The sequence below is a fragment of the Microbulbifer jejuensis genome (assembly GCF_047289955.1).
Lineage (GTDB): Bacteria > Pseudomonadota > Gammaproteobacteria > Pseudomonadales > Cellvibrionaceae > Microbulbifer.
On sequence record NZ_JBLBUB010000068.1, the window covers coordinates 1 to 2,147 of the forward strand.

At 42.1% G+C, this 2,147-nt stretch carries 2 protein-coding genes; both read right to left on the reverse strand.

The window, feature by feature from the left end:
• Positions 1–307: 307 nt before the first annotated feature.
• Positions 308–1,087, reverse strand: a complete 780-nt coding sequence (locus ACL7TT_RS20475) for a type 1 glutamine amidotransferase domain-containing protein (protein ID WP_413398025.1) — start codon at positions 1,085–1,087, stop codon at positions 308–310.
• Positions 1,088–1,347: 260 nt separating this feature from the next.
• Entirely contained in the window at positions 1,348–2,004 is a 657-nt protein-coding gene (locus ACL7TT_RS20480) for an alpha/beta fold hydrolase (protein WP_413398026.1), read from the reverse strand.
• Positions 2,005–2,147: the final 143 nt, after the last annotated feature.

The following is a 2,147-nucleotide window of genomic DNA, read 5'->3' on the forward strand; positions in this document are numbered from 1 at the left end:
CAGGGGGAGGTTGATGCAGTGGTATGCGATTTAAATAACCGCCCAAGGAAAACATTAGGCTTTGAAACACCAGAAGATTTAATGGATAATTACTTGGCGGCACAAGCCGCATAAATGGTATGCACTTCAAGGTTGAATCCGCGAGGGTATTGGCCGATATTGAAAAGGATAAAACGGCGAGTAAAATTACAATCATAACTCGGCACATTAAGACTGCCTCCAATAGATCAGTGAGTTTAGGGTGGCCAATAGGATAATACTATTGGCTTGAGCACTTTATTTTGAGTAAGTATTCTGCCTCGAGCGCCTATCGCACTTGTTTAAGCTTCTCATCTTGGTCAAGGAGCTTAATCATTTCCTTTGCCACAAGTGCCGCTGATGGCAGGAACATTGTAGAGACAATACGTTGATCAATGATCACCTCATGCTTGTCCGCAATGTTCTCTTTATTAATAACAAAGGCACCATTTTTTTCAAGCTGCTCTTCCACAAGAAACGGCAACAATGTGCCTTGCTTTGCCCAGCTTTTTATCTTTTCCGTTGAATTCGGAAATCCGGCAACGCGCTTGTCTTGAACCAAGAACCTGCCATTAGATAATTTCACCTTTGCAAATACCCCAGCGCCATGTCCACAACTGCCTATCACGCCACCTGCCCGATAAATTTCCGCGATGATACCAAGCAACTCCTTATTCAATGCCACATCAAATAAAGTGCCATAACCTCCACCAATATATAACGCGCTATAGTCCTCCACATCAATCTGGCCTGGAGACAGGGAAACGTTGGTTTTATCCAGAAACCCTTCGTATTTGATCGTGTAACTGCTAATACCCAAAGGGTCCATCATGAATGGTATTTTTCCACCCGAAGGGGAAACAAATTCCACTTCATATCCATGGGAGACAAAAATATGATATGGAGGGGCGTATTCCCAAAGATTATTTCTTGCGTCATGCTTTTCCGGATCACCCATATCTTCAACATTGGAGGCAATGATCAGAATTTTTTTAGCCTCATCTGAGTAAACATGGCAGGTAACCATAGAGAAAAAAATACTAACCCACAGCAAGATTTTTTTCAGCACAATTCAATCCTATAATTCTATTTGTTCGCGAGATTGCTATTTATTAAGCGGACTTTATCAGCACCGACACCTCAGTCAGGACCACTCGAAAACATCACAAATTACAAGTCCTCTATGGTCATACTGGGTTTCCCAGGTATTTTAGCGTGTATTTTTTCGATTTGTTCGAGCACGATCCACGGATCTGTTTCATCAAACAGGTGAGATGCATATTTCATAAGAACAACATCTGTATTTGCTGAAAGTGTATGTAGCACTTTCTATGACCGATTCCATGAATCAGTATACGCATCAACATCCCAATAACGTATTTTTGTTTGGCGTATCGAAACATGTGGCAATCCTCTCGACAGTACAATTACCGGATGATCTCTTTTAAAGCTGTAGAGATCAGATTGACGGGAAGCTTCAGCAAAATCCTCGAAAGAATGGGTGTTTCTCTCCCATTCAATTATGGACTCCATTATAGCCCAGGCAGAATCAGACATGGATTTCCTTAAATCCTCATACCACGATTCATGGGCTGAATCTACAAAGATTATCCCTTCAATCAAATCCGGATTTCGGTGGGCAAAAGCGCGTGCAATAATTCCTCCAAATGAATATGGAATGAGGACCAACTGCTTCATTTGAGCTTTTCGTGTAAAGACTTCCAACTCATTTGACAATTCGGCCATAGTGCGAACCCCAGGTTTTTTTAAGGTACTATTTCCTGTTCCAGCACGATCATAGAAGCATAGCTGGTAACCGTTTGGTTTAGCGTTATGAAATGTATTCTTGTAGGTTGAATGGGCATCAAGTCCCATGCCTGATATCAGTAAAAATGTCAGATCCCCGCTTCCTTTGCACAGGTAAGCCAATTGATTTCCATTCACCTCAACGTAACGATAATCATGGTCGTCAGCGAATAATGGCATCCTAGATTCAACTTGTAAGTGCATATCTCAATGGAGCTAGAAAAAGCGGCCAGTTGCCCGTAGGCTTCTCGCTTTTTCTCCGGCAAGAGTTATGCAATGAGACACTACAAGCAACTGACCTATGAGCAAAGATGCCAGATTGA

What these genes read in the sequence shown, in the direction of transcription:
- ACL7TT_RS20480 (WP_413398026.1), bottom strand. Translation starts at nt 2,004, where the DNA reads ATGCCATTATTCGCTGACGACCATGATTATCGTTACGTTGAGGTGAAT.